Source organism: Dryocola boscaweniae (assembly GCF_025215095.1).
Taxonomy (GTDB): domain Bacteria; phylum Pseudomonadota; class Gammaproteobacteria; order Enterobacterales; family Enterobacteriaceae; genus Dryocola; species Dryocola boscaweniae.
On record NZ_JALHAP010000075.1, the window covers coordinates 52,504 to 78,386 of the forward strand.

Consider the following 25,883-nt stretch of genomic DNA (forward strand, 5'->3'; position numbering starts at 1 on the left):
TAAACTCCAGTAAAAGTCACTTATGTAAATTTTTAAGGCTTAATGGACACATGAAAAACATCCGCTATGCTTAACGCATGGGATAAAGCAGTGACCATAAATACTATCAAGGGAGTTTTATTAATATGGAATGGCATGTAAAGCAGGCTATTGCCTGTCCCGACACCAGCACCGCCTTTGTTCATGTATCTTGTATGCGAAATCTTAACCTCATATTATGGTACCGCGGCGATTACTTCCTGCGAGCAGGTAATATATTATCAACGAGTCCTTTTGGGTTGATTGCCAACGGTAAGAAAAGGGATCTGGAGATCGTTCATGCCTTTCCATACAATCCTGGTTTATGGGACACGTTTATTAATAACGCTGATTGCCCCGGCAATACTTACCCTCTGGTTACTGAATGTTCGAAAAAATCCAAATGCCTTTTTGAAAATTGCCCATATGGCGTCGCAATGAGCCATTAGCGAATACATAACGCTGGTTTATTTCCTTTATCCCATCGCCGCGTAATATATAAGCTCATGGCAGAACTGTTATTAAATAAAACAGTTGCAGGAGTTAGCGTAGCTTTTACAGCGCGTCAGGCTGCGAAACAATACCAATATACGCCTGCTCTTTTTTCGCTGTTATAAGCAGTTTTCGTTTACTGGTATTCCACCATAGAAAATAGCTTGTTTATTTAGCCGAAATAAAAAATCCGAAAGGACAATTAGCCTGGAAAGCGTCGCCTTCTAAGCTGCCTGTACGGCAGTGAACAGGAGCTTTACACGCATAACCGATTGATGCAATACATAAAAGCTCCTTTTTGCGTACCGCTACCCTTTTTCCCGATGACTTAATTACCACCAATAAAATCAATAAGTTAACCAGAATGGTAAAATTAGGGTTTTATTCGCTGGCTAATCCCTGCACTTATTCAATAGCCAACCACATTGTTTCAGGCCTCTGCGGGGTCGGATGCAATTAATGTCCCCAGATAAAACGGCTTTCCTGATTGGTATTTTTGTAATAAAAAATCTCGCCTGCATGGTAATTCACACAGGCGAGATTTTATTTAATATCGACAGGATTTAGCGGGTTAACTGTGCCGCAACTGAACGTATATCATTGCCGGTCGGGGACTGATGGATTCTGAGGCCAAATTCATCAATCACGGCAAAGATATGTTCAAAAATATCCGCCTGAATGGCCTCGTATTCCAGCCAGGCGACGGTATTGGTGAAGGCGTAAATTTCCAGCGGAAGCCCCTCCGTGCCGGGCGCAAGCTGACGTACCATTAACGTCATGTCTTTACGGATGCGAGGATGATTTTGCAAATATTCTGTCAGATAGACTCTGAACGTGCCGACATTTGTCATGTTACGACCGTTGAGCACCGATAGGGTATCGCTATTATGCGTGCGATTATATTCTTCAATTTCTTTGCTGCGCGAATCCATATAGGGCTTAAGCAACCTGGCGTTAATCAGGCGCTGCTGCTCTTGCGGCGAGAGAAAATGAATACTGGTGGTATCAATATTAATGCTGCGCTTAATTCGACGTCCGCCTGATTGCGACATGCCGCTCCAGTTTTTGAACGCATCCGAGACCAGCGCATAGGTTGGAATAGTGGTAATGGTGTTATCCCAGTTGCGCACTTTCACCGTTGTCAGGCCGATATCGGTCACCGCGCCGTCGGCGCCGAACTTTGGCATTTCAAGCCAGTCGCCCAGCTTTAACATTCGGTTAGCCGAAAGCTGAATGCCGGCGACAAGACCAAGGATCGGGTCTTTAAATACCAGCATTAAGACCGCCGCCATAGCGCCCAGGCCGCTGATGAGAATCGCCGGGGATTGACCAATAATGCGAGAAATCATCATGATGCCAATGACAATCGCACTGATTAATTTAACGCCCTGGAAAATACCTTTTAGCGGTATATTAGAAGCAAAAGTCAGCTTTTGTGAGAAATTATAAATAACATCCAACAAAGAGAATAACGAGAGCAGCGAATAAAGCATAATCCACAGTTGGGCGCCAATAATCAAAATGGCGCTGATATCGCTGCCTTTTTGTAGCCACAATACTGCCTGAATGTTGACAATAATCCCTTGCAGCGTTAAAGCAAGCCTTTGAAAGAGTTTATTCTCGGTGATAATTTGCAGCCACAGGTGCTGGCTGGATTTAGCCCGCCTTTCAAACGCGCGCAGCACAAGGCCGTGAAGGATAAAATGCACGACCAGTGAAAATATAAAAATAATACTCAAAACAATAATTAACGAAGTAGTCTGGTTAAGGACAATCCCGAAATTATTTAAAAATAACGCCAACTCTTTCATCATATCTCCTTTTGATCAGGGCATATGATGCCGCGTCACGCCTGGCGCTGCAACTTTCAGGCTTCCTTTTATTATGCTGAATTAAATTTTCAGTATTTTCTCTTCATTTGCCTTGGACAAAAAATTTCCTGTCTATTTGTCACAGCCAGGTGCAGACACGCCCTAACGCTATAAGCGCAAGGCTTCAACAAATAACGAAAATGCCGTGTTGCGAATATTTCCTGCCGGACGAGCGCGCATTTCGCCCAGCGCTTCAAGCTCGCTTTCAATTATGAGCTCACCTCATAGCTCCTTTCATATTTAGCAGGCTAATCGGACACACCGGCAGGCGATAACATGGCTTTCTCAGGCAAGAAGCAGAGAAACTGAACCAGTCTTGCTCAGTTACCTATACTTCTGACGAGTGTTATTTACATTAACCCCGGCAACGTATGCCGAAAGGGAGGAAAAAGTGGAAGACAAACTGAAAATCACCCCAGCGGGCTCTCAGCCTTCTCAGACCGGACCGGAAAATTACTTTACCGGCCGGGTACGCATTGACGCCCCCTTCCAGGCCACAGCACCAGCCCGTGTTGGCGGAGCGGCAATTACGTTTGAACCGGGCGCTCGCACAGCCTGGCATACACATCCGCTCGGCCAGACGCTGATTGTTACTCAGGGGCACGGCTGGCTGCAGGAGTGGGGCCACCCGATAAAAGAGATAAATCAGGGCGATATCGTCTGGATCCCTGAAGATGTTAAACACTGGCACGGCGCTACGCCTGACAATGCCATGACCCATATCGCCATAGCAGAATCGCTCAACGGTAGCCCGGTTGAGTGGATGGAGCACGTCAGCGACGATGAATATAATAACGAACGAGTCATCCAGGAGAAATCATGACGATGAAAGTCCTCGGTTATGCGGCGCAAAGCGCCCAGGTTCCACTGGCCCCTTTCGAATTTATGCGCCGCGACCCGCGTCCGGATGATGTAGTACTTGAGGTAATGTACTGCGGCGTATGCCACTCCGATCTTCACCAGGCGCGCAACGACTGGGGATTTAGCGCCTATCCGCTGGTGCCCGGTCACGAAGTCATTGGCCGGGTTGCTTCAGTTGGCAGCAACGTCACCAAATTTAAACCGGGCGACTACGCCGGGATTGGCTGTATGGTGGATTCCTGTCGCGTATGCCATCCGTGTAAAGAGGGGCTGGAACAGTATTGCGAAGAAGGCAACGTGCAGACCTACAACGGCGTCGATCGTCACGACCACCAGCCAACCTACGGCGGCTATTCCCAGGCGATTGTTGCCTCGGAAGATTTTGTGCTGAAAATGCCGGACGGGCTGGATCTCAAAGGTGCCGCGCCGCTGCTTTGCGCCGGTATCACTACCTGGTCCCCCCTGCGCCACTGGAAGGTCGGCAAGGGCAGCAAAGTGGCGGTTATTGGGCTCGGCGGATTAGGCCATATGGCGCTGAAACTGGCGAATGCGCTGGGGGCGGAAGTTACGCTGTTCACCCGTTCGGCCAGCAAAGAAGCGGATGCCCGGCGTTTAGGCGCGCATAATATTGTGTTATCTACCGACGACGCGCAGATGGCAAGCGTGCAGAATCAGTTTGACCTGATTATCGATACGGTTCCGTATGTTCACGATATCAACCCGTATATGCCGACGCTGACGCTGGATGGCACGCTGGTTTATGTCGGGCTGTTAGGCGAAATAGACCCGCCGGCCAGCACGTTGCCGATGATTCTGGGCCGCCGTTCGGTGTCCGGCTCCGCCATCGGCGGTATTAAAGAAACTCAGGAGATGCTGGATTTCTGCGCCGAACACGGCATCGTGTCCGATATCGAGATGATCGACATTAAAGAGATTAACGAAGCCTACGAGCGTCTGTTAAAAAGCGATGTGAAATACCGTTTTGTCATTGATATGGCGACGCTTAAAGCCTGACGAGAATGACACCGGGTTATTCCTGCTTTCTTCTTACGAAGAAGGAATAACCCGCCGCGCATTATTTTTAACAATTCATTTCCGCCAGGGTACAATCGCGCAACAGTTTCTGAACCTGGCGGTTAACCCGGTTGTCATCACTATTTTCTCTCTCACGCCATAAATGGCCTTCGGCGATCGCGCTTCTGGCGATGCTGATGCTTTTTATCGCCCCGGTGATTTCAAAATCGCTGGAGCACAGGCGTGCGGCGGAGATAAATCATCATGCTGAGCACCACATGATGATGGATATGGGATCGATGGAGATGCCCGTCTCCTCTCACCTTATGTCCGGCCCGGGCGCCTCGTTGATGGATGATACCGCCTGCGGATATTGCCAGTTGCTGCTGCATGTTCCGCTTATCGTCTGGCTGTTTATTCCTTTCATCTGGCTGGCGTGGCGCATTACTCGCGCGCCGCCGCCTCCGGTTATTGCCCCGCTACTGGCTCAGCATGACGACGCTGAAGCCCTGCCGCGCGCGCCTCCTGTCGCATCGTTTCGTTAAAACACTTCTCTATTTAACGTAATGGCTATGCCACAGGATAACTATGTCTTCCAGTCACTCTTCGCTCGCCTTTCGGGGCGCGCTGCTGACGCTTTTGCGTCGCCTGCATTTTTACATCGGCCTGTTCGTTGGCCCGTTTATTTTTATCGCTGCCCTCACTGGCACCCTGTATGTGCTGACGCCGCAAATTGAGAACGCGCTTTATCATGAAGCGCTGCGTGCCGAAGCGGCAGGTCCGCAACACTCTCTTTCGCAGCAGATAGCCGCAGCGCGTCAATATATCGGCGAAGATGCCAGTATTTACGCGATGCGCCCGGCACCCGCTCCTGGCGACACCACCCGCGTGCAGTTTGTCGAACCGTCGGCTGGGGAATCTGAATCCCGCGCGATTTTTATTTCGCCTTCCACCCTTGAAGTAAAAGGCGATATGACGGTTTACGGCACCAGCGGCGTGCTGCCTTTACGCACCTGGATCGATCGGTTTCATCGTGGATTGCTACTGGGTGATATCGGGCGACTTTACAGCGAACTGGCGGCTTCCTGGCTGTGGGTTGCCGCCCTGGGCGGCGTGGCGCTCTGGCTGACGTCACGCCCGAAAAGAAAGCTGAAGGTGCGGCACACACCGCAAACCAAAGCCCGGCACTGGCACATTACGCTTGGGGCATTTTTGCTGCTCGGGCTGATATTCTTCTCCGCCACCGGGCTTACCTGGTCGCAATGGGCGGGCGGAAATATCGATAAGCTCCGCAGCGAACTGGGCTGGATGACGCCTCAGGTGAACACGGCGCTAAAGCCGCAAACAGGCCACCTTCATCACGATCCGCACGCTGAACATCATGCCATGATGCCCGGCATGGCGATGCCTGCGCCGACGGCGAATGAAACCTGGGATCGCGTACTCCATGCGGCACGCGCGGCGGGAATTGAGTCGGATAAACTTGAAATCCGCCAGGCGCGAGCGGCAGACAGGGCCTGGACGGTGACCGAAATCGATCGAGCATGGCCGACGCACGTTGATGCCGTAGCTGTCGATCCGCTCAGCTTTACCGTTATCGATCGGGTTCGTTTTGCCGATTTCCCCCTGATCGCCAAACTTACCCGCTGGGGTATCGACGCGCATATGGGCGTGCTGTTCGGGCTGCCTAATCAGTTGCTGCTGGCGGCGTTTGGTTTTGGGCTGTGCGCGATGATCGTGCTTGGCTACCGGATGTGGTGGCTGCGCCGTCCTGCGGCTTGCGCGGGCAATCCGGCGCAAACGCTAAGCGAGACGTGGATGGCATTACCGCTTATCTGGCGAGCAGGCGTGCTGATTTTGGCGATTTTGCTCGGCTATGCTCTGCCGGTGATGGGCGTGAGCTTGCTGTTATTTTTGTTGGTCGACGTAGGTCGCTGGCGAATGAAAGTTTTAAGAATGCAACCTCAATAGCGTTACCTTTCTTTCTCCCTCTCTCAGGAGGGGGAGATATTGGTCCTACCAATCCTGCCAAAAACGTGACCACTTTGCGCATAACCGCAAAAAATCCAACATAAATATTGCCATCAATTAACACAAAGTTAACCATAAACCCTCAAACACCCTACATTGCTTTATTGGTCCTACCAATCTGGCAAAAAATAATAAGCACATCACGTTCCGGAGATCCCTGCATGCAAGCCTGGCAACAAGTTTACGACCCGGCAGGTAATATCTGGCTATCCAGCCTGATTGCCGCCCTGCCTATCCTGTTCTTCTTCTACGCGTTGATTAAGCTGCGCATGAAGGGTTATCTGGCCGCGACGCTGACGGTCGGGCTGGCGCTGCTGGTCGCGTTATTCTTCTACCGCATGCCGGTTGACCGGGCCCTGGCCTCCGTGATCTACGGCTTCTTCTACGGACTGTGGCCGATTGCATGGATTATTATCGCGGCCGTATTCGTCTATAAGATCTCGGTAAAAACCGGACAGTTCGACATTATTCGTTCGTCGATTCTGTCCATCACGCCGGATCAGCGTCTGCAAATGCTGATCGTCGGCTTTTCTTTTGGCGCCTTCCTTGAAGGGGCCGCAGGATTTGGCGCGCCGGTCGCGATTACCGCTGCTCTGCTGGTCGGTCTGGGCTTTAATCCGCTCTACGCCGCCGGACTTTGCCTGATTGTAAACACCGCTCCGGTCGCCTTTGGCGCAATGGGCATCCCGATTATTGTGGCAGGTCAGGTTACCGGGCTGGACAGCTTTGAGATTGGCCAGATGGTTGGCCGCCAACTGCCGTTCCTGACGATCATCGTGCTGTTCTGGATTATGGCTATCATGGACGGCTGGCGCGGCATTAAAGAAACCTGGCCTGCGGTAATGGTCGCCGGCGGCTCGTTCGCTATCGCACAGTACCTGAGCTCCAACTTCCTTGGCCCCGAGCTGCCGGATATTATCTCCTCGCTGGTTTCGCTGGTCTGCCTGACCGCTTTTCTTCGCGTCTGGAAACCGGTGCGCATCTTCCGCTTTGGCGATATTGGCGCGTCAGTTACGGACCAGACTCTGGCCCGCAAAAACTATACTCTCGGCCAAATCGTTCGCGCCTGGATGCCGTTTATCTTCCTGACCGCCACCGTGACTATCTGGAGCGTGCCGCCGTTTAAAGCGCTGTTCGCGCCGGGCGGCGCGCTGGCGGATTGGGTATTCAACGTTTCCGTGCCGTTCCTCGACAAGCTGGTCGCAAAAATGCCGCCGGTTGTGACGGAAAGCATGGCCTACGCGGCGGTGTATAAGTTCGACTGGTTCTCCGCGACGGGCACCGCGATCCTGGTCGCCGCCCTTATCTCCATCGTTTATCTGCGCATGAAGCCGAAAGCCGCAATTGAAACCTTTGGTGAAACGCTCAAAGAGCTGGCGTTACCGATTTACTCCATCGGCATGGTGCTGGCGTTCGCGTTTATCTCTAACTATTCGGGACTTTCCGCAACGCTTGCGCTGGCGCTGGCGCATACCGGCCATGCGTTCACTTTCTTTTCGCCGTTCCTCGGCTGGCTGGGCGTATTCCTGACCGGCTCCGATACGTCATCGAACGCGCTGTTCGCGGCTTTGCAGGCGACAACAGCACAGCAAATTGGCGTCTCAGACCTGCTGCTGGTTGCCGCCAATACCACCGGCGGCGTGACCGGGAAGATGATTTCTCCGCAGTCCATCGCCATTGCGTGTGCGGCCGTAGGGCTGGTTGGTAAAGAATCTGACCTGTTCCGCTTTACCGTAAAACACAGCCTGATTTTCACCTGCATGGTGGGCGTGATTACCACGTTGCAGGCTTATGTACTGACCTGGATGATTCCATGATGACAGCACAACCGCGCCTGGCCGACCATCTTGTCGAGCGCGTTAAGTCTTTGATTAACGAACGCAAACTGGAGGCGGGCATGCGATTGCCCGCTGAACGTCAGCTCGCTTCGGAAATGGGCGTATCCCGCTCTTCCATCCGCGAAGCCATACAAAAGCTGATTAGCGAAGGCGTGCTGATTAGCCGTCGCGGCGGCGGCACTTTTGTACGTTACGAAGTTCAGCCCTGGTCTGAACAACGCATCGTGCAGCCGCTAAAAACCCTGGTTGAAGACGACCCAAATTACCGCTACGACATTTTAGAAGCGCGCCATGCAATTGAAGCCAGCACCGCCTGGTACGCCGCCATGCGCGCCACGCCCGCCGACAAAGAAAAATTGATTGCCTGCTTTGACGCCACCCTAAAATTTAAGGAAAGCGACGACCCGGATCTCGCGGCCCAGGCCGACGTGCGCTTTCATCTGGCCATCGCTGAAGCTTCGCATAACATCGTACTGCTCCAGACCATGCGCGGCTTTTTCGATCTTTTGCAATCCTCCGTAATGCACAGCCGTCAGCGCATGTACACCGTACCCAGCATTTTTGCCGGGCTTACCGAACAACATAACGAACTGCTGCAGGCGATTCTGGCAGGCGACCCGGAGCGCGCGCGCCGTGCTGCGAAGACGCATCTCGGGTTTGTGCATACCACCATCAAAACCCTGCATGAAGACGAAGCCCGACAGGCGCGCATCACCCGTCTGCCGGACGAAGATACCGACGTTACAAGGGAAGAAAATTCATGATTATTTCAGCCGCATCCGACTATCGCGCCGCTGCCCAGCGCATCCTGCCGCCATTCCTGTTTCACTATATTGATGGCGGCGCCTATGCCGAGCACACGCTACGCCGCAACGTGGAAGATCTGGCGCAGGTGGCGTTAAAACAGCGCGTGCTAAAAAATATGTCGTCGCTGAGCCTGGAAACCAAACTCTTTAACGAAACGCTCTCAATGCCGGTTGCCCTTGCTCCGGTGGGTTTATGCGGGATGTACGCCCGTCGCGGCGAGGTTCAGGCCGCCAAAGCCGCCGCTGCGAAGGGGATCCCCTTCACGCTTTCTACCGTCTCCGTTTGCCCGATTGAAGAAGTCGCCCCGGCCATCGACCGCCCGATGTGGTTCCAGCTTTATGTGCTTAAAGATCGCGGTTTTATGCGCAATGCGCTGGAGCGCGCTAAAGCAGCAGGTTGTTCCACGCTCGTCTTCACCGTTGATATGCCAACGCCCGGCGCGCGTTACCGCGATGCACATTCGGGCATGAGCGGCGTTAACGCTGCGATGCGACGCTACTGGCAGGCCGCAACGCATCCGCAATGGGCGTGGGATGTGGGTATGAACGGCCGTCCACACGATCTGGGCAATATCTCGGCCTATCTGGGGAAACCGACCGGGCTTGAAGATTACATTGGCTGGCTGGCGAACAATTTCGATCCGTCCATTTCCTGGAGCGATCTGGAGTGGATCCGCGAGTTCTGGGACGGCCCCATGATCATTAAAGGCATTCTCGACCCGGAAGACGCCAAAGACGCGGTGCGTTTCGGCGCGGACGGAATTGTGGTGTCGAACCACGGCGGCCGCCAGCTCGATGGGGTGCTTTCTTCCTGCCGCGCGCTGCCCGCCATTGCCGACGCGGTTAAAGGAGATATCGCTATCCTGGCCGATAGCGGCATTCGCAATGGATTGGACGTGGTGCGCATGATTGCGCTTGGGGCTGATACCGTCCTGCTGGGCCGTGCTTATCTGTACGCTCTGGCGACGTATGGCCAGGCAGGCGTCGCAAACTTGCTGAATCTTATTGAAAAAGAGATGAAGGTGGCGATGACGCTCACCGGCGCGAAAACCATCGCGGAAATCAGCCCCGATCTGCTGGTGCGCGAAGGTCTGAAAGATATTCTTTCGCCTGCGGATATGGCGGTTGGGTTTTAACGAAGAGGATGTCTCCAGAGACTTCTGGAGACATCAGAATAACGAAGTTAGTTAAGCTTGTAGTCCAGCGTAATTTCAGCTTTCAGCAACTGGGATACCGGGCAGCCTGCTTTGGCTTTCTGAATAATTTTGTCAAACTCCGAAACGTCGATATTCGGCACTTTGACGTCGCTTGTGAGCGCAATTTTGGTGATGGCGAAACCACCCTCGGTTTTATCCAGCGAAACGTCGGCGGTGGTATCAATACTTTCTGCCGTAAAGCCTTCTTCGCCTAACATCAGCGAAAGCGCCATAGAGAAACACGCCGCGTGTGCAGCGCCAATCAGCTCTTCCGGGTTAGTACCGGCAGCGCCTTCAAAACGGGTATTAAAACCATAGGGTTGCTCTTTTAACGCGCCGCTTTCGGTGGAAACCGTGCCTTTGCCGCGTTTAATGTCGCCTTCCCAGTGAGCCTGTCCTTTCTTATGAATGGTCATCTATTCGCTCCTTTTTTATTTACACAAACAACAAGTATAGAAGCTCAATACAGGCTTGCCTGAGAACTAAGAGCAATCCTTAGCCTGCTTAAAAATAAAACGAATAAATCCTCCATCCCGGGTGTTCACTCCGTACCTGATACGATGAGGGCACGACCATGAAGCGTTTTATCTTCACTTTGTTACCCGCTGCAGCCACCGCTATTCTGCTTTTCTCCGGCTTCGCGCAGGCGATGGGCGGCAGCAGCGACGAGCCTGTTCCACCCACGTGCCCGAAAGGACAAATTTACGATTCAAAAACGAAAACCTGCATGGTGGATAAAGGCGGGATGATCGGCGACGAAGCGCGCACGGATTACGCATATGCGCTGGCAAAAGCCGGGCGCTATCAGGAAGCGCTGGATATGCTGAACACGCTTAAAAATCCTGCTACCGCCGAGGCGCTGAACTATCGCGGTTACGCCACCCGCAAGCTGGGCCGTACCGATGAAGGAATCGGCTATTATTTAAAATCAGTGGCGCTCGATCCCCGGTATCCAAAGGTTCGCGAATATCTCGGAGAAGCGTATATGATTAAAAACCGTCCTGATTTGGCTCGTGAGCAGCTTATTGCGATCAAAACGCTCTGCGGCACGGGCTGCGAGGAGTATCGCGATCTGGCGGCGGCAATCGACGGCCATCCTGAATCCTGATCTCTGCCCGCGGAGGCAAAAATTAATAGCGAAGCAATACGCCGTGAGATCGCGCAATATCTTCCTCGCCTGTGGCGCTACGGCCTGGTGCTGTCCCACCGGCGGGATGTTGCGGATGATTTAGTTCAGGCAACCTGCGTGCGGGCGCTGGAGCGCGCTGCGCAATTTACGTCCGGGACCCGCCTGGACCGTTGGCTGTTTTCCATTTTGCATTCCGTATGGCTTAACGAGGTTCGCTCGCAGCTTATCCGCCGGGGCCAGGGCTTTGTGGATATCGACGAACTGACCGGCGCGGAAAACCATGACGATGGCATCTGGTCAAACGAGATAATGAAACGGGTAAACCGTTTACCCGAGGCCCAGCGCGACACAATGTTTTTGGTTTACGTGGAGGAGCTTTCTTACCGGGAAGCTGCCGAAGTGCTGAATGTGCCGGTGGGAACGGTCATGAGCAGGCTTGCCACCGCCCGGGTGACGCTGGCTCAGGATCGCGTGCTTCAGCCCACGCCGCCGCAGCTAAAAGGAGATAAATCATGAGTCTTCCGAAAGGGACGGATGAACTGCTGGTGGCCTGGCTGGATAACGAGCTAAGCCCTGCCGAGCAGGCCGAGGTTGAGCTGCGCCTGACCCGTGAGGGCGATCTGATCGAGCGCCTGGCGTTCATCGAACGCAGCGGCATGCCCTTTAAAAAGGCATTTGAGCCGCTGCTTGATGCGGCTCCGCTGGATGATTTGAAAAAGCATCTTCAGGCTCCAGCCTCGCCTGAAGTTTCCCGCCGCAGTCTGATCGCCGCAGCGGTCAGCTTCCTTGCGCTCGGCATGATAAGCGACAGGGTTGTTGTGCATTTCTCTGAGCCCGAGGAAAACTGGCGCAGCCTGGTCGCTCAATACATGGCGCTTTACACGCCGGAAACGCTGTCCGAAAACCCAACGATGCAGGCGCTGGAAACACAGGTGAAAACGACTGGCGATCGGCTCGGCTTATCGCTTGCAATTGAGCGTCTGACCTTGCCGAATGCAACATTAAAAAATGTACGCGTCCTGGCGTATGACGAGCAGCGCATCGCGCAAATTACCTGGCTTGATGCCCACCATGGCCCGCTGGCGCTGTGCATTACGGCTAATTCAGATGCGCCAGCGTCGGCAAAAAGTGAGCAGAAGCTGGGAATGAACATTGTGTACTGGGCGAACAAATCCCACCGGTTTATGGTGATAGGCCATGGTTCAGCCGGGGAAATAAGTAAGGTTGCCGGTCAGCTCAGGCAGAAGCTGAGCGTATAATTTCAGGGTGGATGAAAGGCGCCATCCACCGCTAAATGATTTACTGTACGAGCGCCGTGAGTTTGCCAAATACATCAGCCCCGTCGACATCACGCTTGATTTGCACCACGTCCTCCAGCTTATCGATTTGGCTAATCATCTGCTCAAGCCGCTGGTCATCGGCAACCTGAAGCCAGATGCGGCTCCGATCGCCGTCGGATAGCGGCAGACAAAGAATGCCCTCGACGTTAAAAGCGCGGCGGGCAAACAGGCCACAAATGTGAGACATCACGCCCGGATGGTTGCGCACCGTAAGTTCAAGAATAACGGTTAGTTGTTGCATGGCTTACTCTCCAATCATCTCAATGTTGGCAGCGCCTGGCGGCACCATCGGAAATACTTTTTCACTCGCATCAATACGCACGTGGATAAGGCACGGGCCCGGACGTGAAATGGCTTCCTGCAAGGCCGCCTGCGGATTTTCCGCCGCGTTCAGATCGCAGGTTGCAAGGCCAAATCCTTCGGCGATTTTGAGGAAGTTTGTCTGGCCGGAATAGGTCGCGGCAAATACATTCTGTTGATAAAACAGCGTTTGCTGTTGATGTACCAGCCCCAGAGCCTGGTTGTTCATCAGGATGATTTTCACATCCAGATTGTGTTCGGCGGCGGTGGCCATTTCCTGGATATTCATCATGATGCTGCCGTCGCCGGTGAAGCACAGCACCTTACGCTGCGGTTCAGCCAGCGCTGCGCCCACGGCAGCAGGCAGGCCAAAACCCATGGTGCCAAGTCCGCCGGAGGTCAGCCACTGGCGTGGACGGTTCAGCGGATAAGCCTGGGCCACCCACATCTGATGCTGGCCAACGTCGGTGGTGATAATAGCTTCATCATCCACACATGCGGCAGCGCCGTTAATCAGGCCATATGGCGTTAATGGATTATCCGCGCCCGGCTGGCTAAACGGGAATTCCTGCTGCAGGCCGGCAACCTGCTGCAGCCATGGTCGGCGCGGCTGGGCGTCGATTTTTGGCAGCAGTTGCTCCAGCACTTCGCCCACATCGCCGCGAATGGCTATGTGCGCCTGTTTAATTTTTCCAAGCTCGGCCCTGTCGATATCTACGTGAATAATTTTCGCATTCGGACAGAACTGCTCGGTTTTACCGATGGCGCGGTCGTCAAAACGCGCGCCCATAACAATCAGCAGGTCAGCTTCCTGCAGAATGTAATTGGTGCTGCGCGCGCCGTGCATGCCCAGCATGCCCAGAGATAAAGGATGTCTGGCGGGAATCGTGCCGAGAGCCATCAGCGTCATGGTGGTGGGCAGGTTGGCTTTTTCGGCAAGCAAACGAGCGTTCGCGTGAGCGTTGATAATACCGCCGCCCAGATACAGCACCGGGCGCTGCGCCCGGTTAATCATCGCTGCGGCATCGGCAATTTGCTGCGCTTCAAATTCAGGCGCAGGTGCAGGTTGAGATACGGCAGGCAGCTCGCTGATTTCGATTTCGGCTGTCTGCACGTCTTTCGGAATATCAATCCACACAGGACCTGGACGGCCGGATTCAGCAATGCGAAACGCGTCGCAGATAACCTGCGGCAATTCGGCAATATCACGTACCAGATAGTTGTGTTTGGTTATCGGAATGGAAATGCCGTAGGTATCGACTTCCTGGAACGCATCGGTGCCAATCATGGATTTCGGCACCTGGCCGGTGATACACACTAACGGGATGGAATCGAGACGCGCATCGGCAATTGCCGTGACCAGGTTTGTGGCGCCAGGGCCGCTACAGGCAAGACAAACCGCCGCTTTACCCTGAGTGCGCGCCATGCCCTGCGCCATAAAGCCTGCGCCCTGTTCGTGGCGGGCCAGAATATGGCGAATTTTTTTGCTCTGGCTTAGCGCATTGTAAAGTGGCAGAACGGTGCCGCCGGGGATACCGCTAACGGTGGTGATGCCATGATGTTCAAGCAGTTGCACGATTAACTGTGCGCCTGTGATGCGTTCTGCCTGCGGTGGGTTTTCCGAAATTGCCATGCTCCAGTCCTTCTCTCATGCCGTTTCGCTTTTCGGCCGGGGGACTAAAACAAGAAACCCCGCCCGGTTTGCGCCGGCGGGGTTTTGGAATCGATGCGTTGATTCAGACCCTACGGCGCAAAGCCGACGACCACCACCACACGCACGACGACCACCGCGGCTGGTAGCGCGGTAAGTAGTAGGTTAGCGTTGCGAGTAAATGGAGTCATTTGGGTCTCGAATATTAAGTAACGTAAAGTTAACGTGAAAATCATACAAACACACTGCTTCGCTTCGCACAACAGCTTTATGCGTCGGAAATAAAAATCGTGCTTGAGATCACACCTCTTAAACAGCCGTTGCAGCAAATTCCCGCCGCATTTCCTCAATCGGCAAGTAGCGGCCAATAATCACTAATCTTGAGGTACGGGATTCTGTTGGCTGCCAGGCCGAGCCATAATCAAAGCCCACCACTTTATGCACGCCCTGCACTATCAGGCGCTGTGGATGTTCAGCAATGGCCAGCACGCCTTTGTAGCGCAGCATGTCGTTGCCAAAACGGGCAATGCAGCTTTCCATAAACGCGCCGATTTTCTTCAAATCCAGCAGGCCCGCGTCAAAAACATGCGCCTGAATAGCATCGTCCCAGGACTGTTTTGCCTGCGCTTTGCGAAACGGCTGAAAGCGAGAAGATTGCTGGCTGTCCGCGCGGATAATATGAAACCCTCCCGCCAGCTCGACATTATCCGTAAGTTCAAAGGCGTTGAGACTGAGCCATAGATCTGCCGGGCATTCGCCATTCACGATCTCGTAGATCTCCGCTTTGCTATTGATCCGATGAATTCTTGCCAGCGCCCGGGCTTTTGTTTCTTCGTCAACCCTGTCGGATTTAGTGAGTAAGATTCTGTCCGCAAAACCGATCTGCGAAGCCGCTACGGGATGCTCATCTAGCTGGCGGGAAATATGTTCGGCGTCGGCAAGCGCAATCACCGCATCCAGGCGCAGCGCTTCGCGCAGGCGTTCATCCACAAAAAAGGTCTGCACAATGGGCGCGGGATCGGCAAGCCCGGTGGTTTCCACTATCAGGCGTTCAAACTGCAGTTCGCCTGCGGCGCGTTTATCCAGCATTTCGCTCAGAGCTGCGGTAAATTCACCCCGCACGCTGCAACATACGCAGCCATTGCTCAGTTCAACGACGTTAACGTTTTCTCCGCCTCTGAGTAGCGCGCCGTCGATATTTACGGCGCCAAATTCGTTTTCGAGGATAGCGACAGGCTGGTTGTCATTGTGGGCGAGGAAGTAGTTCAATAGCGTAGTTTTTCCGGAGCCGAGAAACCCGGTTAACAGCGTGACAGATACCGCTTCAGACATGACAAAATCCTTATTTTTTAACAGCAGCGAGCGCCGCCTTTACCGCCATAACGTGCGTCCTGGCGCTCGCGGAAAAACTCTTCATAGGACATGGGCGTCTGCTCAGGGTGAGTAAGACGCATGTGCTGCACGTAATTGTCATAATCCGGCACGCCAACCATCAGTTTGGCGGCCTGACCGAGATATTTTCCTGCTTTGGCAAGGGTGTCGAACATGGTTTCTCCTGCAAGCGGTGGATGGCGCGTTGCTTATCCATTCTACAACCGCCTGCTAAAACGTAGGGCGGGAAGCGCAAGCGCCCCCGCCATTTACCCGATGCTAGTGCGCGCTCTTAGCCTGCGCCACGATATCCTCGTAGTGCTCAGGCATCTTCTCATACGGCGTCTCGTTGGCCGTTGGCTTGTCTGATTTCAACGCTTTTAGCGCGGTTTTAATCGAGAACAGGCCCAGCACCACAACCACCACCATGAAGAAAATGGTCAACCCGGCATCCAGGCGGTTGTTAAACACCAGTTGCGAAAGCTGCGACTGGGTATATTGCGCCGGGATATTGCCGCTGTCGATCATGGCCTGGAACCTGTTAGCAATGGCCAGGAAGCCCACTTTCACATCCGGGCTAAAGGCTTTCTGCCAGCCCGCCGCCAGGGTACAAATCAGCAGCCAGGCCGTCGGCACCAGCGCCACCCAGGCGTATTTCTGCCGTTTCATTTTGAACAAGACAACGGCGCAGAGCATCAGCGCCATACCCGCCAGCATCTGGTTGGCGATACCAAACAGCGGCCAGAGGGTATTAATGCCGCCTAACGGGTCGACAACGCCCTGATGCAGGAAATAGCCCCATGCCAGTACGCAGAGCGCCGTTGCCAGCAGGTTCGCTGGCAGCGAGTCGGTTTTCTTAAGCCCTGGAGAAATAACACCCAGCAGGTCCTGCAGCATAAAGCGCGCCGCACGTGTTCCCGCATCCACCGCCGTCAGGATAAAGAGCGCTTCGAACAGGATGGCAAAGTGATACCAGAACGAAACATCCATCAGGCCGCCCAGCGCACCGTGCAGAATGTAAGCCATACCAACGGCCAGAGTTGGCGCCCCGCCGGCACGCGAAATAATACTCTGCTCGCCCACTTCGTTCGCGATGTTAGTCAGGGTTTCCGGGGTGATCTGGAAGCCCCAGCTACTCACCACGCTTGCCGCCGAAGCCACAACGTCAGTAGCGCCGGCAGGAGCCAGCACCGCCATTGGGCTGTTCATAGCGAAGTACACGCCCGGGTCGATAACGCAGGCCGCAACCAGCGCCATAATCGCCACAAACGATTCCATCAGCATGCCGCCGTAGCCGATAAAGCAGGCCTGATTTTCATTAGCCAGCATTTTCGGCGTGGTACCGGATGAGATCAGCGCATGGAAGCCGGAGACCGCGCCGCAGGCGATAGTAATGAACAGGAACGGGAAGAGATCGCCGCTCCATACCGGACCGGTACCATCAATAAACTTAGTCAGCGACGGCATTTGCAGCGTTGGCCGCATAATCAAAATACCGATAGCCAGCCCGATAATAGTGCCGATTTTCAGGAAGGTGGAGAGGTAGTCGCGCGGGGCCAGCAGCAGCCACACCGGCAATACCGCCGCCACAAAACCGTAACCCACCAGAATCCAGGTTAGCTGCACCCCGGTATAGTCAAAGTACGGCGCCCAGGTTTCGCTTTGCGCTACCCAACCGCCGGAAATAATAGCGAAGATCAGGCACACCAGACCGATGATGGAGACTTCACCGATACGCCCAGGACGCAAATATCGGATGTAAACGCCCATAAAAAGCGCAAGCGGGATAGTGAACGCCACGGTGTAAGTCCCCCACGGGCTGTGGGTCAGCGCTTTCACTACGATCATCGCCAGCACCGCAAGGATAATCACCATGATCATAAAGCAGGCAACAAGCGCGATAACCCCCGCGGTATTGCCCATCTCTTCTTTCACCAGCTCGCCAAGCGAACGTCCGTCACGGCGGGTTGAGACAAACAGCACCATAAAGTCCTGTACCGCGCCGGCCAGCACCACGCCCGCCAGCAGCCAGAGCATGCCCGGCAGATAACCCATTTGTGCGGCAAGCACCGGCCCGACCAGCGGCCCGGCTCCGGCAATAGCGGCAAAATGGTGACCGAACAGCACTTTTTTATCCGTCGGCACATAGTCCAGCCCGTCGTTGTGGCGCACGGCTGGCGTCATACGAGTGGCATCAACGGTTAATACGCGTTTAGCGATAAACAGACCGTAATAACGATAAGCAATGAGATAGACGCAGATTGAGGCAACCACAATCCATAGCGCATTAATCTGTTCGCCCCGGTTAAGCGCGATATAGCCGAGCGCGAGCGCTCCTGTAATCGCGAGCACTGCCCATATGAGGTGTTTTCCTGGATTATTCATGTATGTTTTCCGTTGTCAGGCCAGAAACGTGTAGGTGTTACATTTTGTTTCTAGAACAAAAGGTTGGATTTAACAATATTGAACCCGTGGAATGCAGTGGTTTGACCAGGTCTTTACATCAGCTTGTTAAGGAGATCACTTTGTCATGTAAAAGTGTGGTAACGAATTGACGGGAATGGCTGGTTGATGGATGTGCCGGATGGCGCTGCGCTTATCCGGCCTGCCGGGAAATGCGGTGATTTGAAGAGATGTGTCGCGTGGCGTTGAATCATAGGGTGGATAAGCGCTAACGCCATCCACCACAAATGTTAACCCAATACTGCCGTCGTCAAACGGCTGGTGCAGCACCGTTTGCCGCGGGCGTCAAAGATGGCTATCTCCCAGACCTGGGAAGATTTACTAAGATGCAGCGGCTTGCATACGCCACGCACCTTTCCTGACGCTACGGCGCGGTGATGACTGGCGCTGATTTCCGTACCCACCACGCACTGCCCTTCGGCGGTGGTCAGGAAGCCGGCCATCGATCCCAACGTTTCCGCTAGCGCAACCGAGGCGCCGCCGTGCAGCAGACCGAACGGCTGATGGGTACGTTCATCCACCGGCATTTCCGCTTCCAGGCTCTCTTCATCAATGCGCGTAAAAGTGATGTCGAGCAGCGCCACCATAGATTTCTCGCCCATGCTGTTTAATTCATCCAGCGTAAGCTGTCGTTTCCAGATACTCATCCCTTCCCCTTACGCACCAAGCGTCGAGCCGCCGTCGACCACGATATCCTGCAGCGTGATGTGGCTGGCGTGAGATGATGCGAGGAACATAATGGTGCCGGCTATCTCCTGCGGTCGGGCGATTTTCCCCAGAGGAATGCCCAGCTTGAACTGTTCCGGGAAGCCCTTAATGCGCTGTTGTTCCGCATCCGACGTTTTCCAAAGCCGGCGCTGCATGTCGGTATCGGTGGAGCCAGGGGAAACCAGGTTGCAGCGTACGCCGAACGGCGCGAGCTCCAGCCCAACGGTCAGCGCCAGGCTTTTTAGCGCGGCTTTCGATGCGCCATAAGCCGACATGCCGGTGCGCGGAGTGTGGGCCGCGTCAGAGGCGACGGTCACAATCGCCCCGCTACGCTGTTCGCGAAAACGCGGCATAGTCGCCCGGAACATGTTGAATGCGCCCCCTACGTTTACGGCAAAAGTCTCCTGCCAGTCCTGTAACGAAAGCGCATCCGTTGCGCCCATGCGCAGAATGCCAGCCGCGTTGACCAGCACATCCAACTGCGGCGCATCAGTTAATAAACGCTGAGTGACGGCGGATACCTGCTCCGCATCGGCTACGTTAAGCGTTTCGGTCGCAAACGGATAATCATCCTGCGGGAAAGCCAGGTCGAAGCCGATAACCGTCGCACCTGCGGCGCTGAACGCCAGCGCGGTATGGTAGCCGATGCCTTTGCCCGCGCCCGTCACCCAGACGCGCTGGCCGCTAAAATCCGTGCTCATGCCTGCGGCTCCCGTGACAAGAGTGCCCACCAGGCATCGATAGTCGGATTTTTCGCCAGCATTACAAAATCGATATCGGCGTGAATTTTGCGCCAGCTAGCCGCCAGCCCCATCATGCGCACGGAATCCAGACCGTAATCAATCAGGTTTTCGTCATCTTCCGGGATGTCGGATTCGTCAAGCAGCGGCAGCACCAGATTACGCAGTTGTTCTTTGCTCTGCGGGGCGGATTCCGGCAGCAAATCGCGGGTCATCACCACTCGCCCGGAACGACCAGCGGTATACTTCAACGCCATCATGTGCTCTTCACGGCTGAAATCAGCCAGCGCGTCAGCCACCATAAACGGCTTGATATCACGCATGAAGGCGTCAGTCGCGGTGGTCATGCAGCCGATGTGGGCGTACACGCCGCAGATAATCAACTGATTACGGCCCGTTTCTTTCAGGCTTTGCTCAAGCGGAGAACGAATGAACGCGCTGTAGCGCCACTTGGTCAGCACCGTATCGCTTTCATCAGGCGCAAGGGCTGCGACCACTTTCTGGCGCTCGGGATGTTTGTTCAGCCCCGGCCCCCACATGTCGTTTAATAGCGCACGGTCCTCATCGCTCTGATTGTTCGGCTGCGCGGTGTAATAAACCGGAATGCCGTTCGCTTTACAGTACTGACGAAGCGCGGCGATATTGTCGATGACCTGCTGGATCATCGGGCAGTTATCGCCCCAGAAATCGATAAAATATTCCTGCATATCATGGATTAGCAGCGCCGCGCGCTCAGGCTCAAAGCCCCACTGCACTTTGCTTTCCGGAAGATCGGCAGCCGTCGGTAAGGTGTATGCGTTCAGTTTTGGAATAGCCATAATTTCTCCGTCAATCAGGAAGCCAGTTGTTTTTGGGCAATGAGCTGGCGCAAACGTTTTTTGTCCACTTTGCCAACCGGCGTGAGCGGCAGGCTTTCAACAATTTCGATACGATCCGGGAGCTTGAAGTCCGCAATGCCCAGTTCGCGCAGGTAACGGCGGATCTCCACGGCGCGGAACGGGCGAAGGCCTACGATAAACGCGCAGCTTTTCTCGCCCAGCAGGCTGTCTTCCATCGACACCAGCGCGGCGTGGATAATTTCCTGGTGACGCAGCAGCAGGTTTTCGATCTCCTCGGCGGCAATCTTCTCTCCACCGCGGTTGATCTGATCTTTTTCGCGGCCCTGAACGGTGATGTAACCGTCCTCAGCAATTGAGATCAGATCGCCTGATGAGTAAAAACCGTTGGCGTCAAACGCGCAGGCGTTGTGTTCCGGGCTGCGGTAATAGCCGCGGAAGGTGTACGGGCCGCGCGTCATCAGGCGGCCCACTTCCCCGTGCGGCAGCGGGTTTCCGTTTTCGTCGGCAACCCAGACTTCATCGTCCGGGCACATGGGTTTGCCCTGGGTTTTGAAGATGTGTTCGTTGTCGTCATCCAGACGCGTGTAGTTCACCAGCCCTTCCGCCATGCCGAACACCTGCTGAAGCTGGCAGCCGATTTCAGCCGGAATACGCGCCGCCAGCGCTTCACTCAGGCGTGCACCGCCCACCTGCAATAATTTCAGCGACGCCAGCGACTGGTTGCTGCCCCACTCGCCAATGGCCTGTAGCCACAGGCTGACCGCAGGCGGCACCAGCGCGGTGACGTTGATCTGATGGCGTTCGATTAACGGGAAGCAGAGCGTGGCGCTCGGATCGTTCGCCAGCACCACGCGGCCGCCAGCGTAAAATACGCCAAGCGATCCTGGTGAGCTCAACGCGTAGTTATGCGCGGCGGGAATAGCGCATAAAAAGCGGGTATCTGCGTCGAACCGGCAGATTTCTACGCTGCGGCGAATACTGTAGTAATAATCGTTATGCGTGCGAGGGATGAGTTTCGGCGTGCCGGTGCTGCCGCCGGAAAGCTGGAAAAAAGCCACTTCATCTGCCGCCGAAGAAGCCGCCACAAAGTTCTCTTCCGGCTCGTTGATAAACGCGCTTAACGAACGTTCGCGTTCGTTTTCGTTCAGCAATACCGCCATACGCAGCGATGGGTTCTGGCTGCACAGAGCGTCGAGAAAATCATCATGCGCAAAAAGATTGTGTTTACGATCGGCAATCAACAGCGTCGGTTCAAGCTGCTTCGCGTAGGCTTCAAGTTCGGTGCGCTGGTGGCTAAATAATGCATTAACCGGCGCAACGCCAATCTTCAGCAGCGCAAACAGCGTGATGTAGAGTTCCGCAACGTTGCCAAGCTGCACAAGCGCGGTTTCGCCGGTGCGCAAACCGCGGCGCTGCAGCGCGCAGGCCAGGCGGGTGGCTGCCAGCTCCAGTTCGCGATAGCTGTAATGACGTTCGCCGTCGATAAGCGCAATGGCGTCATTTCGGGCATGACGGCTCAGAATATCGGTGAGCGGCAGGCTCGCCCAGTAGCCTTTTTCGCGATAGCGTGCGGCCAGGTCTTCCGGCCAGCGGGTGAATTGAATCGCCATTTAATTAAGTCCAAATACGTTAAGCATGGTGGAAAGTTTTACCCCGGTTTCGCGCCACTCGGATTCAGGCGACGAGGCGGGCACAATGCCTGCTCCGGCAAATAAACGAACTTGCTTATTCGCCACGCGCGCGCAGCGAATAGTGACCACCCACTCGCCGTTACCCTCTGCATCGCACCAGCCGACAATGCCGCCGAACAGCTCGCGGTCGAACGGTTCCAGCTCGGCAATTAGCCGTTGTGCAACGTCGTGAGGGAATCCGCTGAGCGCGGGGGTTGGATGCAGCAGGCAGGCAAGCGACAGCGCGTTGTCCTGTGAGTCTTTTGCTTCGCCGTCAATTGGCGTGGCAAGGTGCCAGAGCGTTGGCGTAGTGATCAGTTCAGGTTTGTCCGGCAGCGCCAGATAACGGCTGCGCGGCTGTAATACATTTTGCATCGCGCTGGTGACCAGGCCATGCTCATGGCGGTCTTTGGCCGAATTCATCAGCGCTTCGCCAATCGCTTTGTCGCGCAGCGTGTCTTCTGTGTCGCGACGGGCAGAACCGGCCAGCGGCAGCGAGCTGAAGGTTTCGCCGTCTTTACGCAACAGCAGCTCAGGGCTTGCGCCCAGCAGCGAGCCGCCATCAGGCAGCGGAACGTGAAAATTAAAGCTGGCAGGGTTCTGCGCAATCAGCCGGTTTAACAGGGCATCGATATCAACTGGCGCGTCGGTTTCAATGTCTATCAGGCGCGAAAGCACCACTTTGTCGATATCGGGCTGGCTGGTGGCGGCGGCGGCATGGGCCACCATTTCCATAAATTTTTCCTGTTCAGGAATCGCTTTACGCGCAGTAATACCCGGCTGCGTCACCGTCTTGCTTTGTTGAGCTTTCTGCTGCCGCTGAGGGCGAGAAAACATCTGCCAGTTTTGCGGAATGAACAGCGCAGACGGCTGGCGGGTATCAAACGGAATCGCACCGACCACTATCGGTTTCTCAATACCCTGCTCTCTGGCGCGTCCGAACGCCTCGCGCAGCTCTGTTTGCAGATTACCCTGCAAATTAGCGCCATCTTCAGCGGGACAATCCAGGCGCGCAAAGCAACCCTGGGTTGAAAAACTCCGATAGGGAGACATAAAGAAAAAGCTATCCGCACAAGGGGTTAGCTGCTTTTTCTGTGACTCCTCGGCCAGTAATGTGTCCATGCGTCCTCCGTTAAAAAATGATAAAGGGTAGTAATAATAATTATCATTTGTATTTCGGGGTCGTAACCTAAAGAGAAACGATCTCGCTGTCAATCGGGACAAATTTTTTTTAACAATTCCCACGCTTGCGCCGGAGCGGCATAATCATGAAAATGAGAAGCATTATTGATAACTCCAACAGGATGCGACCGCGTGAAAATCAGAATTCCCTCAGCCCTGATTCAACTTACTTTTAGCACCGTTTTATTGCTGGCCTTCAGCAGCTTTGCCCACGCCGCCGACTGGCCGCGCCAGGTTACGGACAGCCGTGGGACGCATACGCTTGAGCAGGCGCCGCAACGTATTGTCTCTACCAGCGTCACGCTGACCGGTTCGCTGCTGGCCATTGACGCTCCGGTCATCGCAAGCGGCGCAACTACGCCTGGCAACCGCGTGGCGGACGATCAGGGCTATATGCGCCAGTGGGGCGAAATAGCCAGAGAGCGTAAAATTCACCGCCTCTACATCGGCGAGCCAAGCGCCGAAGCCGTTGCCGCGCAAATGCCGGACCTGATCCTAATCAGCGCCACCGGCGGGGATTCCGCCCTCGCGCTTTATGACCAGCTTTCTGCTATCGCCCCTACGCTTGTTATCAATTACGACGATAAAAGCTGGCAGCAGGTGCTGACACAGCTCGGCACGATAACCGGCCATGAAAAACAGGCCGCTGAACGCATTGCCAGCTTTAATAAACAGCTTATCGATGCGAAAAAACGTATTACGCTGCCGCCGCAGCCTGTCACCGCGCTGGTTTACAGCCCGGCATCCCACTCCGCAAACCTCTGGACGCCTGAATCTGCGCAGGGCAAATTGCTCCAGCAGCTTGGATTCACGCTCTCAACGGTACCGGCTGCGATTCACACCAGCCAGAGCATGGGCAAACGCCACGATATCCTGCAGCTTGGCGGTGAAAACCTCGCGGCGGGCCTGAATGGCGAAAGCCTGTTCCTGTTCGCAGGCGACGAAAAAGATGCGAGCGCACTGCAAAGCAATCCCTTGCTCTCACACCTGCCAGCCGTGCAAAACAAGCGCGTTTATCCTCTGGGCACCGAAACGTTCCGCCTCGATTACTACAGCGCAAGCCGGATACTTGAGCGCATGACTGAGCTTTTCGCCAGTAAGTAATTATTTTGCCGTCGCCGCCTCGGCTTCCGTCGGGGCGGCCTGCTGATAGCGACGAAGCTGCACCAGCACAACCGCCAGTACCACGCCGATTAAGGCCAGCGCCAGCCCACCTGAACTTGCCGCCGCAACAGGCGTCATAGCGACCGTCATCCCGCCCAGAATCGCCGCGCCAATGGCATCGCCCGTAACGTTTTGCGCCGTCCACAGCCCGTTAATGCGACCTAACATGCCGTCCGGCGTAAGCGTTTGAATCAGCGTGTATTGCAGCAGCGAACTAATGGCGCTGAGATAGCCAAACAGCGCAAGGCAGGCCAGTCCAAGTCCCCAGACAGGCATCAGGCTGAACAGGCCAACCGAAATAAACGATACGATGCCGCTCGCCAGCATAATCACCCCGGGACGAACGTGATGAGCGATGCGCCCGCTGGTCAGCGCGCCAATCGCCGCGCCAAGAGGAACGGCGGCATACATCAGTCCAATTTGCCCGGCGCTCATCTGCCAGTGTCCGGCCAGCGCCGGGTAAAGCACGCGCACCGCGCTCGCCATCGTCAACAAGGCCCCGACCAACGCAATACCGCCAATGATGGGGTGGCTCACCAAAAAGCGCAGCCCGTTGAGTAAAGAAAGCAGTGGATTTTCCCGCGCCTGCGGAGGCGGCGGCAGTTGCGGCAAGCTCAGCAGCGGAATCAAGGTCACGAACGTGCCGATGGAGGCCAGCCCGTAGTTCCACACTACGCCGCCGGATGCCAGCAGCAGGCCGCCAATCATCGGGGAAATAACCGAGCCGAGGCGCACCGTCAACATGGTTATCGCCCCTGCCTGCATCAAGTTGTCACGGCCAACCAGCGCGGGAGTCGCCGCCAGCAGCGCGGTCACGCCAATCGCACCAAAGAAGCCGTCCCACACGCCAAGCAGATAAATCGCGGCAAGCGAAGGTTCCGGCAGCGCCGCGTTGAGAGTCAGGCCAATAAAACCGACTCCGCAGGTTGAGCGCGCCAGCAAAATAAGACGGCGGCGCTCGTGACGGTCCGCCAGCACGCCGCCCATCATCAGCCCGACAAACATTGAGCCGCCCGTTAGCGTCACCGCAAGACCCACCTGCAATGAAGAGCCCGTCAGCGTTTGAATCTGTACCGGTACGGCAACGCCCAGTAATCCCAGCGAGACGATGGAAATAAAGCGAGCGAGAAACACGGCGCGAAATGCCGGATGGGTTTTCAGCAGGCTGAGATTTAACAACAAAGAATTGCGGTTCATTA

At 55.0% G+C, this 25,883-nt stretch carries 24 protein-coding genes and 1 pseudogene; 11 read left to right on the forward strand and 14 right to left on the reverse strand.

Annotation, left to right across the window (positions count from 1 at the left end; all coding sequences use genetic code 11):
* Positions 1–1,073: 1,073 nt before the first annotated feature.
* Positions 1,074–2,321, reverse strand: a complete 1,248-nt coding sequence (locus MUA00_RS07270) for a mechanosensitive ion channel family protein (RefSeq protein ID WP_271122612.1) — start codon at positions 2,319–2,321, stop codon at positions 1,074–1,076.
* Positions 2,322–2,784: 463 nt separating this feature from the next.
* Here MUA00_RS07270 and MUA00_RS07275 point away from each other — a divergent pair, with 463 nt between their 5' ends.
* The 7 genes and pseudogenes from MUA00_RS07275 to lldD all read left to right on the forward strand — a co-directional run bounded on the left by MUA00_RS07275 (position 2,785) and on the right by lldD (position 10,067).
* On the forward strand, positions 2,785–3,204 hold the full coding sequence (locus tag MUA00_RS07275; RefSeq protein WP_333780871.1) for a (R)-mandelonitrile lyase: 420 nt from the start codon (positions 2,785–2,787) through the stop codon (positions 3,202–3,204).
* Positions 3,201–4,256, forward strand: a complete 1,056-nt coding sequence (locus MUA00_RS07280; RefSeq protein ID WP_271122438.1) for an NAD(P)-dependent alcohol dehydrogenase — start codon at positions 3,201–3,203, stop codon at positions 4,254–4,256. Before MUA00_RS07275 ends, MUA00_RS07280 begins: the two co-directional genes overlap by 4 nt.
* 131 nt (positions 4,257–4,387) lie before the next feature.
* Positions 4,388–4,801 (forward strand): DUF2946 domain-containing protein, encoded by a 414-nt coding sequence (locus tag MUA00_RS07285; RefSeq protein WP_271122439.1) that lies wholly within the window; start codon positions 4,388–4,390, stop codon positions 4,799–4,801.
* Positions 4,802–4,844: 43 nt separating this feature from the next.
* A pseudogene (locus MUA00_RS07290) lies at positions 4,845–6,197 on the forward strand (PepSY-associated TM helix domain-containing protein); the annotation flags it as partial.
* A gap of 251 nt (positions 6,198–6,448) precedes the next feature.
* Positions 6,449–8,104 (forward strand): L-lactate permease, encoded by a 1,656-nt coding sequence (gene lldP / locus MUA00_RS07295; protein WP_271122440.1) that lies wholly within the window; start codon positions 6,449–6,451, stop codon positions 8,102–8,104.
* Positions 8,101–8,889 (forward strand): transcriptional regulator LldR, encoded by a 789-nt coding sequence (lldR, locus tag MUA00_RS07300; protein ID WP_271122441.1) that lies wholly within the window; start codon positions 8,101–8,103, stop codon positions 8,887–8,889. Before lldP ends, lldR begins: the two co-directional genes overlap by 4 nt.
* Positions 8,886–10,067, forward strand: a complete 1,182-nt coding sequence (gene lldD / locus MUA00_RS07305) for an FMN-dependent L-lactate dehydrogenase LldD (protein WP_271122442.1) — start codon at positions 8,886–8,888, stop codon at positions 10,065–10,067. Before lldR ends, lldD begins: the two co-directional genes overlap by 4 nt.
* A gap of 47 nt (positions 10,068–10,114) precedes the next feature.
* On the opposite strand, the gene MUA00_RS07310 is transcribed toward lldD, so the two are convergent.
* A complete protein-coding gene (locus tag MUA00_RS07310) occupies positions 10,115–10,543 on the reverse strand; it encodes an OsmC family protein (RefSeq protein WP_271122443.1) in 429 nt (142 codons plus the stop codon).
* 158 nt (positions 10,544–10,701) lie between these two features.
* Between MUA00_RS07310 and MUA00_RS07315 the strand changes: the two genes are divergently transcribed.
* From MUA00_RS07315 to MUA00_RS07325, 3 genes are all read left to right on the forward strand, one after another.
* Positions 10,702–11,235 (forward strand): tetratricopeptide repeat protein, encoded by a 534-nt coding sequence (locus MUA00_RS07315; RefSeq protein ID WP_271122444.1) that lies wholly within the window; start codon positions 10,702–10,704, stop codon positions 11,233–11,235.
* An 87-nt stretch (positions 11,236–11,322) separates the two neighbouring features.
* Positions 11,323–11,772 carry a sigma-70 family RNA polymerase sigma factor gene (locus MUA00_RS07320; protein ID WP_408639690.1) on the forward strand — a complete coding sequence of 150 codons (450 nt, stop codon included), beginning with the start codon at positions 11,323–11,325 and terminating at the stop codon, positions 11,770–11,772.
* Positions 11,769–12,515, forward strand: a complete 747-nt coding sequence (locus tag MUA00_RS07325) for an anti-sigma factor family protein (RefSeq protein ID WP_271122445.1) — start codon at positions 11,769–11,771, stop codon at positions 12,513–12,515. The genes MUA00_RS07320 and MUA00_RS07325 overlap by 4 nt, the downstream gene beginning before the upstream one ends.
* A gap of 40 nt (positions 12,516–12,555) precedes the next feature.
* Here the strand turns inward: MUA00_RS07325 and ilvN are convergent, their stop codons facing one another.
* The 11 genes from ilvN to entC form a co-directional block, all read right to left on the reverse strand.
* Positions 12,556–12,837 carry an acetolactate synthase small subunit gene (gene ilvN, locus MUA00_RS07330; RefSeq protein ID WP_271122446.1) on the reverse strand — a complete coding sequence of 94 codons (282 nt, stop codon included), beginning with the start codon at positions 12,835–12,837 and terminating at the stop codon, positions 12,556–12,558.
* 3 nt (positions 12,838–12,840) lie between these two features.
* Positions 12,841–14,529, reverse strand: a complete 1,689-nt coding sequence (gene ilvB, locus MUA00_RS07335; protein WP_271122447.1) for an acetolactate synthase large subunit — start codon at positions 14,527–14,529, stop codon at positions 12,841–12,843.
* Positions 14,530–14,639: 110 nt separating this feature from the next.
* Entirely contained in the window at positions 14,640–14,738 is a 99-nt protein-coding gene (gene ivbL, locus MUA00_RS07340; RefSeq protein WP_271122448.1) for an ilvB operon leader peptide IvbL, read from the reverse strand.
* A 118-nt stretch (positions 14,739–14,856) separates the two neighbouring features.
* Positions 14,857–15,879, reverse strand: coding sequence for a CobW family GTP-binding protein (locus MUA00_RS07345; protein ID WP_271122449.1), 1,023 nt, complete (start codon positions 15,877–15,879; stop codon positions 14,857–14,859).
* Between the two features lie 17 nt (positions 15,880–15,896).
* On the reverse strand, positions 15,897–16,094 hold the full coding sequence (locus MUA00_RS07350) for a YbdD/YjiX family protein (protein WP_271122450.1): 198 nt from the start codon (positions 16,092–16,094) through the stop codon (positions 15,897–15,899).
* A 103-nt stretch (positions 16,095–16,197) separates the two neighbouring features.
* Positions 16,198–18,303 carry a pyruvate/proton symporter CstA gene (gene cstA / locus MUA00_RS07355; protein WP_271122451.1) on the reverse strand — a complete coding sequence of 702 codons (2,106 nt, stop codon included), beginning with the start codon at positions 18,301–18,303 and terminating at the stop codon, positions 16,198–16,200.
* Positions 18,304–18,611: 308 nt separating this feature from the next.
* Entirely contained in the window at positions 18,612–19,028 is a 417-nt protein-coding gene (locus MUA00_RS07360) for a hotdog fold thioesterase (RefSeq protein ID WP_271122452.1), read from the reverse strand.
* A gap of 9 nt (positions 19,029–19,037) precedes the next feature.
* Positions 19,038–19,790, reverse strand: a complete 753-nt coding sequence (entA, locus tag MUA00_RS07365) for a 2,3-dihydro-2,3-dihydroxybenzoate dehydrogenase EntA (protein ID WP_271122453.1) — start codon at positions 19,788–19,790, stop codon at positions 19,038–19,040.
* Positions 19,787–20,647: an isochorismatase gene (locus MUA00_RS07370; protein WP_271122454.1), complete on the reverse strand. Its 861-nt coding sequence runs from the start codon at positions 20,645–20,647 to the stop codon at positions 19,787–19,789. The genes entA and MUA00_RS07370 overlap by 4 nt, the downstream gene beginning before the upstream one ends.
* A 14-nt stretch (positions 20,648–20,661) precedes the next feature.
* Positions 20,662–22,278 (reverse strand): (2,3-dihydroxybenzoyl)adenylate synthase, encoded by a 1,617-nt coding sequence (locus tag MUA00_RS07375; protein ID WP_271122455.1) that lies wholly within the window; start codon positions 22,276–22,278, stop codon positions 20,662–20,664.
* Positions 22,279–23,460 carry an isochorismate synthase EntC gene (gene entC, locus MUA00_RS07380; protein ID WP_271122456.1) on the reverse strand — a complete coding sequence of 394 codons (1,182 nt, stop codon included), beginning with the start codon at positions 23,458–23,460 and terminating at the stop codon, positions 22,279–22,281.
* Between the two features lie 216 nt (positions 23,461–23,676).
* Between entC and fepB the strand changes: the two genes are divergently transcribed.
* Positions 23,677–24,624 carry a Fe2+-enterobactin ABC transporter substrate-binding protein gene (fepB, locus tag MUA00_RS07385; RefSeq protein WP_408639691.1) on the forward strand — a complete coding sequence of 316 codons (948 nt, stop codon included), beginning with the start codon at positions 23,677–23,679 and terminating at the stop codon, positions 24,622–24,624.
* Here fepB and entS read toward each other — a convergent pair whose 3' ends face one another.
* Complete coding sequence (gene entS / locus MUA00_RS07390) at positions 24,625–25,881, reverse strand: enterobactin transporter EntS (RefSeq protein ID WP_271122457.1); 1,257 nt, start codon at positions 25,879–25,881, stop codon at positions 24,625–24,627. It abuts the gene before it with no gap.
* Positions 25,882–25,883 lie beyond the last annotated feature (2 nt).

Excerpts from the sequence above, each read along its gene's own strand:
- MUA00_RS07270 (WP_271122612.1), bottom strand. The coding sequence starts at position 2,321 with ATGAAAGAGTTGGCGTTATTTTTAAATAATTTCGGGATTGTCCTTAAC.
- MUA00_RS07280 (WP_271122438.1), top strand. The coding sequence starts at position 3,201 with ATGACGATGAAAGTCCTCGGTTATGCGGCGCAAAGCGCCCAGGTTCCA.
- lldP (WP_271122440.1), top strand. The coding sequence starts at position 6,449 with ATGCAAGCCTGGCAACAAGTTTACGACCCGGCAGGTAATATCTGGCTA.
- lldR (WP_271122441.1), top strand. The coding sequence starts at position 8,101 with ATGATGACAGCACAACCGCGCCTGGCCGACCATCTTGTCGAGCGCGTT.
- lldD (WP_271122442.1), top strand. The coding sequence starts at position 8,886 with ATGATTATTTCAGCCGCATCCGACTATCGCGCCGCTGCCCAGCGCATC.
- MUA00_RS07310 (WP_271122443.1), bottom strand. The coding sequence starts at position 10,543 with ATGACCATTCATAAGAAAGGACAGGCTCACTGGGAAGGCGACATTAAA.
- MUA00_RS07315 (WP_271122444.1), top strand. The coding sequence starts at position 10,702 with ATGAAGCGTTTTATCTTCACTTTGTTACCCGCTGCAGCCACCGCTATT.
- MUA00_RS07325 (WP_271122445.1), top strand. The coding sequence starts at position 11,769 with ATGAGTCTTCCGAAAGGGACGGATGAACTGCTGGTGGCCTGGCTGGAT.
- ilvN (WP_271122446.1), bottom strand. The coding sequence starts at position 12,837 with ATGCAACAACTAACCGTTATTCTTGAACTTACGGTGCGCAACCATCCG.
- ilvB (WP_271122447.1), bottom strand. The coding sequence starts at position 14,529 with ATGGCAATTTCGGAAAACCCACCGCAGGCAGAACGCATCACAGGCGCA.
- ivbL (WP_271122448.1), bottom strand. The coding sequence starts at position 14,738 with ATGACTCCATTTACTCGCAACGCTAACCTACTACTTACCGCGCTACCA.
- MUA00_RS07345 (WP_271122449.1), bottom strand. The coding sequence starts at position 15,879 with ATGTCTGAAGCGGTATCTGTCACGCTGTTAACCGGGTTTCTCGGCTCC.
- MUA00_RS07350 (WP_271122450.1), bottom strand. The coding sequence starts at position 16,094 with ATGTTCGACACCCTTGCCAAAGCAGGAAAATATCTCGGTCAGGCCGCC.
- cstA (WP_271122451.1), bottom strand. The coding sequence starts at position 18,303 with ATGAATAATCCAGGAAAACACCTCATATGGGCAGTGCTCGCGATTACA.
- MUA00_RS07360 (WP_271122452.1), bottom strand. The coding sequence starts at position 19,028 with ATGAGTATCTGGAAACGACAGCTTACGCTGGATGAATTAAACAGCATG.
- entA (WP_271122453.1), bottom strand. The coding sequence starts at position 19,790 with ATGAGCACGGATTTTAGCGGCCAGCGCGTCTGGGTGACGGGCGCGGGC.
- MUA00_RS07370 (WP_271122454.1), bottom strand. The coding sequence starts at position 20,647 with ATGGCTATTCCAAAACTGAACGCATACACCTTACCGACGGCTGCCGAT.
- MUA00_RS07375 (WP_271122455.1), bottom strand. The coding sequence starts at position 22,278 with ATGGCGATTCAATTCACCCGCTGGCCGGAAGACCTGGCCGCACGCTAT.
- entC (WP_271122456.1), bottom strand. The coding sequence starts at position 23,460 with ATGGACACATTACTGGCCGAGGAGTCACAGAAAAAGCAGCTAACCCCT.
- entS (WP_271122457.1), bottom strand. The coding sequence starts at position 25,881 with ATGAACCGCAATTCTTTGTTGTTAAATCTCAGCCTGCTGAAAACCCAT.